The 7446-nt window shown below is 42.4% G+C and carries 7 protein-coding genes; all 7 read left to right on the top strand.

Annotated features, from left to right (window positions below; translation table 11 throughout):
• Positions 1–675 precede the first annotated feature (675 nt).
• The 7 genes from rpmH (at position 676) to rsmG (ending at position 7278) form a co-directional block, all read left to right on the top strand.
• Positions 676–810, top strand: coding sequence for a 50S ribosomal protein L34 (gene rpmH / locus MKX34_RS32170; RefSeq protein ID WP_036677745.1), 135 nt, complete (start codon positions 676–678; stop codon positions 808–810).
• A gap of 289 nt (positions 811–1099) precedes the next feature.
• Positions 1100–1450, top strand: coding sequence for a ribonuclease P protein component (rnpA, locus tag MKX34_RS32165; protein WP_036677842.1), 351 nt, complete (start codon positions 1100–1102; stop codon positions 1448–1450).
• An 86-nt stretch (positions 1451–1536) separates the two neighbouring features.
• Positions 1537–2406, top strand: a complete 870-nt coding sequence (locus MKX34_RS32160) for a YidC/Oxa1 family membrane protein insertase (protein WP_036677747.1) — start codon at positions 1537–1539, stop codon at positions 2404–2406.
• Positions 2403–3137, top strand: a complete 735-nt coding sequence (gene jag / locus MKX34_RS32155; protein ID WP_036677749.1) for an RNA-binding cell elongation regulator Jag/EloR — start codon at positions 2403–2405, stop codon at positions 3135–3137. The genes MKX34_RS32160 and jag overlap by 4 nt, the downstream gene beginning before the upstream one ends.
• 109 nt (positions 3138–3246) lie before the next feature.
• Positions 3247–4623: a tRNA uridine-5-carboxymethylaminomethyl(34) synthesis GTPase MnmE gene (gene mnmE / locus MKX34_RS32150; protein ID WP_076099801.1), complete on the top strand. Its 1377-nt coding sequence runs from the start codon at positions 3247–3249 to the stop codon at positions 4621–4623.
• 39 nt (positions 4624–4662) lie between these two features.
• Entirely contained in the window at positions 4663–6549 is a 1887-nt protein-coding gene (mnmG, locus tag MKX34_RS32145; protein WP_036677754.1) for a tRNA uridine-5-carboxymethylaminomethyl(34) synthesis enzyme MnmG, read from the top strand.
• A gap of 3 nt (positions 6550–6552) precedes the next feature.
• Entirely contained in the window at positions 6553–7278 is a 726-nt protein-coding gene (rsmG, locus tag MKX34_RS32140) for a 16S rRNA (guanine(527)-N(7))-methyltransferase RsmG (RefSeq protein WP_076105182.1), read from the top strand.
• Positions 7279–7446: the final 168 nt, after the last annotated feature.

Below are 7446 nucleotides of genomic sequence, written 5' to 3'. Positions count from 1 at the left end.
AGACTGTCACTCCTTTAAATCTTCCAAATGTGGCATCAGCCATGAAGTGGAAATGTCGAAGAAAATAGGTTGGTGCTGATATTTATCCCCAGTAGGCAATATGAAGAGACAAAAAAATATGGATAAATTTGATTTGTTCACAACTTTATCCACAGCTTGTTGATAATTAAGAGAACAAACAAATCTATTCACATTCAAAAGTAATACCATCATAGCAAAACGCCCCTTATTTTTCAATGAGCAGGGCTATTTTATCCACAAATTCAAGCACTTGTGTACAATTATTAGGAACACCACTACATATTGTTGATAATTTGTTTACGGTTCGACACTTTACGCCAAAGGTTCGATAATTTTATACACAGGTTGTGCTCAACTGTGAGCAGTCGACTTTATTTTTTGATCACAGGTGGATAACTGTCATATCTTGTGGATTACTTTTTTTCTGGGGAGAGTTGTGGATAAACACCTGAGCTTGAGGGGGAGGAACAAGCCGGTTACTAGGTTGACTTTTGCTCATAAAATATGTTTAAATATATAAAGGTGTTTTCTGTAAGGATATGTCTCGATATATAAAAATGATGATTCTTGTAGATACTGTCCCTACTATAAGGACGGCTTAGTCCGTTTCTGCTTATATGACAGTAATTAAGTTCCTGTAAGGGAGGTGCAATTATGAGACCGACATTTAGACCAAATGTGAGCAAACGTAGTAAGGTTCACGGTTTCCGTAAAAGAATGAGCACGAAAAACGGCCGTAAAGTGCTGGCAGCTCGCCGCTTGAAAGGCAGAAAAGTTTTGAGTGCGTAAGTTAGGCCACTAAGGGACCACTGCGGTGGTCTTTTTTTACTGCTTTTTATTATTATTGCTCTGCAAAAGTCTAGGATCTCGCTTAATGCGCTAGCTACACTTTGCGGGGCTATTTAACGTATATTGAGAAATATTTTGTGAGAAGTTGAAATTATTTTTCCTACTATATATAGAAGCTTAATTTCAGCACAGCAAATGTGGTCGTTTATGGCTGCTTGCAAATGCCTATACTATTAGAAGAAAAAATTCGGAGGGACACTTAAACCGGATTTTTATGAAGGAGATTCCCGTGCACAAAAAGTTACGTTTACGAAACCGTGCCGACTTCAGTCGTGTATACCGCCATGGGAAGTCATTTGCGAATCATCAATTTGTAGTGTATTGGTTTGGCAAAAAAGAGGTAGAGCGATTTAGAGTAGGTGTGTCTGTTAGCAAAAAGGTCGGAAACGCGGTTGTCCGTAACCGTATGAGAAGATTAGTTAAGGAAATCGTCCGTCACCATGAACCTGAGATTGCAGGTGGCTTAGACATGGTGTTTATCGTAAGAAAAGGAGCGCTTTCCATGGAGTATGCAGAGCTCGAAAAAAGTGTGCTGCATGTGCTTCGTAAAGCCAAGCTACTCAAGGCTTCCCGCAAATAAAGGGTGCTTAAGAGGCTTGTTTATTTGTATTCATAATTATGGTATGATTTACGGTGGAATGGAATGTTTAAGAGAGGGGTTTTGAAGTGTCTCTAATGAAGACTAGACGAGGAAAATGGTTTCTCCTCATCACGGTAATGGTGTTGTCGTTAGCTGTTCTGTCGGGATGCGCTCCGTCGACTGCTGTTACGCACACTACGGAGGATTTGAAGAATGGAGGCTTCTGGCAAAGTAATGTAGTGTATTATTTCGCCATTGCCTTGGACAAGTTTGCAGATTGGTTTAACGGAGAATATGGTTTAGCCGTACTTGTGATGGTTATTATTGTCCGCACGTTGATTCTTCCGCTTACTATTAAACAGGTGAAGAGCTCGCGTGCAATGCAAGCCATTCAACCGGAACTCCAAAAGATCCAGAAAAAATATAAAGACACACCTGAAAAGGTGCAGCAAGAAACAATGCGTTTGTTCCAAGAGAACAAGGTTAACCCAATGGCGGGTTGTTTACCGCTGATCGTTCAAATGCCTATCTTTATCGCTCTCTACAACTCGATCTACTATAATCCACATTTGCGGGAGCACACCTTCTTGTGGCTGGAGCTAGGTAAACCGGATCATCTGTTTATCTTACCAGTGCTAGCAGCATTAACAACATTTATTCAAACTAGAATGATGACCAAAATGAATCCAGTGCAACAACAAGGGCCAATGCAGTTCATGATGATGATCTATCCAGTTCTGATCTTCGTTATGTCGTACAACTTCCCTGCAGCCTTGCCACTATACTGGGTGTACAGTAACCTTTACACTATTATTCAGAACTACTTCTTATACCGCAACAACGATAAACACAAATTGGCAATCGCAAGTGCTGTAAAAAGTACAGATGACTCCAGTCCTGCTCCGAAGAGCAAAGGCGGCAACAAGTCATCGAAGGGAGCCAAAAAGTCAAAATGAGCAAAGTCGTCGCAACAGGGAAAACCATTGAAGAAGCTGTAGAACGGGGACTAACCCAGCTTGGAGTTCAAAAGGACCGGGTAACGGTCAACGTACTTGAGCAGCCATCAAGAGGATTCCTGGGATTGATCGGTGCGAAAGGTGCCAAGGTTGAACTAACCTTGATAGCCGAAGCCGCACCGGCATCAGCGGCGAGTGCTCCGTCACTGCCTCAACAGTCAGCAAGAGAGAGCAAACAGGAGGCCATCGGCGGTGTGCCACGCCAAGATTCCGGACAACCGGTGGAGGAAGCTTACCAAGAAGCCGTTCATTTCATTGTGGATGTCGCTAAGAGCATGGGGCTCGAAGTGGAGGTAGAAATCGTCCACACCAAGGAATCCACGATTCTGCAAATTTCCGGTCCAGATTTGGGACTGTTAATTGGCAGAAGAGGACAAACTCTCGATGCTCTACAGTATTTGGCTAATATTGTAGCTAACCGTTATTCCGACAGTTTTATACGGCTTGTGTTAGATGCAGAGAACTTCCGTGAGCGCCGTAAAAAAACGCTTGAAGAGCTGGCTGATCGTTTAGCCGGACGTGTAATTCGCACTCGTAAAGAGGTTGTATTGGAGCCAATGTCTCCTCAGGAGCGCAAGATTATCCACTCCAGGTTACAGGATCATCGGCAAGTGAGTACCCTCAGTAAAGGCGAAGAGCCAAATCGCCGCGTCGTTATAACCTTGAAGTAAAGACTATATGGATGCAATGACTCCTTGACCAATGTAAGGGGTCATTGTTTTTTTAAAAATAAAAGAACGTTTCTATTCAAAAAATATAAGTTTTGGGGTGAAAAACAGCATGCTTAGTGACACCATTGCTGCCGTATCGACGGCATTAGGCGAGGGAGGAATTGCTATTATTCGGGTAAGTGGCCCACAGGCTATTTCCCAAGTGGCACCATTATTTCGCAGCCGAATTCCATTAACTGAAGCGGAATCGCATACCGTTCATTACGGACATATCGTCAGTCCTGATAACGGAGAGAAGATGGAAGAAGTGTTGGTAACCGTTATGAAAGGACCACGTTCTTTTACGACCGAGGATGTAGTAGAGATCAGTGCTCATGGCGGTGTGATTTCTGTAAGAAGAGTGATGGACTTACTTCTGCAGCAGGAGATAAGGTTAGCCGAGCCGGGGGAGTTCACCAAGCGTGCTTTCTTGGGCGGACGTATCGATTTATCACAGGCTGAGGCTGTTATTGATTTGATTCGCTCTAAGTCTGACCGGGCTTTTTCTGTAGCTTTAAAACAGGTTAGCGGATCCTTATCGGATCGGATTCATGCTTTACGCCACACACTTATTGAGATGCTGGCTCATATTGAAGTAAATATAGACTATCCAGAACATGATGTAGAATCCATGACAGCTGAATTTATTAAAGATAAAAGCAGTGAGGTTATGGAGGGAATAACAAAGCTGCTTAAGACATCTAATGAAGGAAAAATACTTCGTGAAGGGATTACGACAGCTATTGTCGGACGTCCGAACGTTGGTAAATCATCATTGCTAAACGCATTAGCTCGTGAAAATAAAGCGATTGTAACAGATATTCCGGGAACAACACGTGATGTAATAGAAGAATTTATAACGATAAATAATATACCGCTTAAGCTGCTCGATACTGCGGGAATTCGTGAAACGATGGATGTTGTTGAGAAAATTGGGGTGGAGCGCTCCAAAGCGGCAGTTAGTGACGCCGACCTGATTCTACTTGTGCTGAATGCTAATGAAGAGCTGCATGAGGATGAATTGGCATTGATGGAACAAATACACGGTAGACAGTGCCTAGTAATCATGAATAAAATGGACTTACCGTCCAAACTGGATAAGGATAAGTTGCTCTCGTTTTTTGAGGAGTCTAACATTGTACCGATGTCCGTTCTGGAAGAGGAAGGTCTAGACAAACTTGAAGATGCCATTTCGACACTCTTTTTTGGTGGAAAGCTGGAATCGGGTGACTTGACATATGTGAGTAATGTGAGACATATTGCACTACTCAAAAAAGCCTATAAATCACTTCAAGATGCATACGATGCTGCAGAACAGTATATACCGATTGATATGATTCAAATCGATGTACGGCTCGCATGGGAACAGCTTGGGGAAATAATTGGCGATACTGCAGCTGACTCTTTGTTAGACCAAATATTCTCACAATTTTGTTTAGGAAAATAAGATTCACGATTTAATATAATTTCAAGGGGGAAACAGGACATGAGTTATGATGGAGGCAACTATGACGTTATCGTCATTGGCGCTGGTCATGCTGGCTGTGAAGCAGCACTGGCTGCAGCCCGGATGGGTTGCAGTACGTTAATGATCACAATTAACCTGGATATGGTTGCATTCATGCCCTGCAATCCGTCCATAGGCGGACCTGCCAAAGGACATGTAGTGCGTGAAATTGATGCGCTTGGCGGAGAAATGGGCCGCAATATAGATAAGACATTCATTCAACTGCGTATGCTGAATACAGGTAAAGGACCAGCAGTACATGCTTTACGTGCACAAGCTGATAAATTCCTTTATCAACATACAATGAAGGAAACTATGGAGAAAACGCCTAATTTGACACTTCGTCAAGGGATGGTTGAGCGTTTAATCGTTGAGGATGGACGTTGTGTAGGTGTAGTTACGAAGACTGGCACCGAATACCATAGTAAGACTGTTATCCTGACAACAGGTACTTACCTGCGTGGTAAAGTGATTATGGGTGAGCTAACATATGAAAGTGGACCTAACAATCAACAGCCATCCGTGAAGCTTTCTGAGAATTTGCGGGAGCTTGGGTTTGAATTGGTGCGTTTTAAAACAGGTACTCCACCACGTGTACATCGTGATACAATCGATTTCTCTAAGACAGAAATTCAACCAGGCGACGATGAACCGAAATTTTTTTCGTTCGAAACGAAATCATCCGATAACGAACAGCTTCCTTGTTGGTTAACGTATACCTCTGAGGTTACTCATCAGATTATTAATGACAACCTTCATCGTGCGCCGATGTTCACAGGTATTATCGAAGGAACTGGCCCACGTTATTGCCCTTCTATAGAAGATAAGGTCGTAAGATTCAGTGATAAATCTAAGCATCAGATCTTTTTAGAGCCAGAGGGAAAAAATACATCGGAATACTATGTACAAGGTCTGTCCACTAGTCTTCCTGAGGATGTACAGCTAGCCATCTTACGTTCCATCCCTGGTATGGAAAAGGTAGAGATGATGCGTAACGGCTATGCTATTGAATATGATGCAATGGTACCTACACAGCTATGGCCATCTCTTGAAACTAAACGTCTTCCAGGTCTGTTCACTGCTGGACAAATCAATGGCACTTCCGGTTATGAGGAAGCAGCAGGCCAAGGGGTTATGGCTGGAATTAATGCAGCACGCAAAGTGCAAGACAAAGAACCCGTAATTCTAGATCGTTCACAGGGATACATTGGTGTACTCATTGATGATCTCGTGACTAAGGGAACGAATGAACCTTACCGTCTGCTTACTTCACGTGCAGAATATCGTTTGTTGCTTCGCCATGACAATGCAGATCTAAGACTTACACCTATCGGTTACGACATTGGTTTGATCACACAGGAACGGTTTGATAACTTCACAGATAAGAAAGAACGGGTGGAGCGTGAAATTGTTCGTCTGCAAGAAACAAAGGTTAAACCTGTTGATGTAAATCAAGTACTAGCGCAATATGAATCGGCACCTATTGTAGATGGTAGCAATTTGCTTGTTCTGATGCGGCGCCCAGAGCTTGTATATAGTTTTGTTGATCAAGTATCACCATCACCAGAGATGCTGGATGCAGAAATGAAAGAGCAAGTAGAAATCCAAATTAAATATGCCGGATATATAGAAAAACAACTTCAACATGTGGAGCGCCTGCAAAAGATGGAGAAGAAGAAAATTCCAGATGACATTAATTATAATGAAATCCATGGATTGGCGATGGAAGCGCGGCAGAAGCTGACTAAGATTCACCCGATCTCTATCGGGCAGGCTTCTCGGATTGCGGGAGTTACACCTGCTGATATTTCCATTCTTCTTGTATATCTTGAGCATTACAACCGGGTAACCGCGGCGAAAGGATAAGCTATGGATAATACGGAAGTTCAATTCACACAACTATTACAGGAACGAGGCATATCCCTTACAGCAGAACAGTTAGCACAATTTGATCTATATTATAAGGAACTCGTATCCTGGAATGAAAAAATGAATCTCACGGGTATAACTGAGCGAGAGCAGGTATATACGAAGCATTTCTATGATTCTATTTCATTAGCTTTTTTCCTTGATATTAACGAGATCACCAATCTCGCAGATATCGGTTCAGGAGCTGGTTTTCCAGGAATTCCACTTAAAATATGTTTTCCTCATTTGAAGCTAACGATTGTTGATTCGCTCAATAAACGAATTTCATTTCTGCAGCATGTAAGTACGACATTGGGATTAACTGATGTACAATTGATCCATGGGCGGGCAGAGGATGTCGCGCGCAAGTTCACTCATCGTGATGCCTATGATTTGGTTACAGCACGTGCGGTAGCAAGACTGTCTTTATTGAATGAATTTTGTCTTCCCTTCACACGCAAAGATGGGGTGTTCGCTGCAATGAAGGGCAGCGATCCTTCAGAGGAATTAAGCGAAGCTAAGTACAGCTTAAAAGAGCTTCGTGCTGAACTCAGCAAAGTGGAGTCGTTCAGCTTACCAGTGGAGGAGTCGGATCGACATATTGTTATGATCCGTAAGACAGGAGCAACACCAGCTAAATATCCAAGAAAAGCGGGAATTCCTGCCAAAACGCCATTGATGAAATAATGTTTCACGTGAAACATTGCCGATACTCAAAGTTCCTTTAGGAGCATTCCCTTTGAACAAAGGGAATGCTCTTTTTTTATGAAGATGATGATAACAAAAATCGATAAATATCAATTTAGATGAAAATTAGATTTATAAGCTGATTTGGTTGTGCACCTGTAAAAATGC

The organism is Paenibacillus sp. FSL R5-0636, from assembly GCF_037974255.1.
GTDB classification, from domain to species: Bacteria; Bacillota; Bacilli; order Paenibacillales; family Paenibacillaceae; genus Paenibacillus_AQ; species Paenibacillus_AQ odorifer.
This window is presented reverse-complemented; position numbering and strand designations above follow the sequence as displayed.

Coding starts and splice junctions, on each gene's coding strand:
- mnmE (WP_076099801.1), top strand. CDS start 3,247: ATGCTTAGTGACACCATTGCTGCCGTATCGACGGCATTAGGCGAGGGA.
- mnmG (WP_036677754.1), top strand. CDS start 4,663: ATGAGTTATGATGGAGGCAACTATGACGTTATCGTCATTGGCGCTGGT.
- rsmG (WP_076105182.1), top strand. CDS start 6,553: ATGGATAATACGGAAGTTCAATTCACACAACTATTACAGGAACGAGGC.
- jag (WP_036677749.1), top strand. CDS start 2,403: ATGAGCAAAGTCGTCGCAACAGGGAAAACCATTGAAGAAGCTGTAGAA.
- rpmH (WP_036677745.1), top strand. CDS start 676: ATGAGACCGACATTTAGACCAAATGTGAGCAAACGTAGTAAGGTTCAC.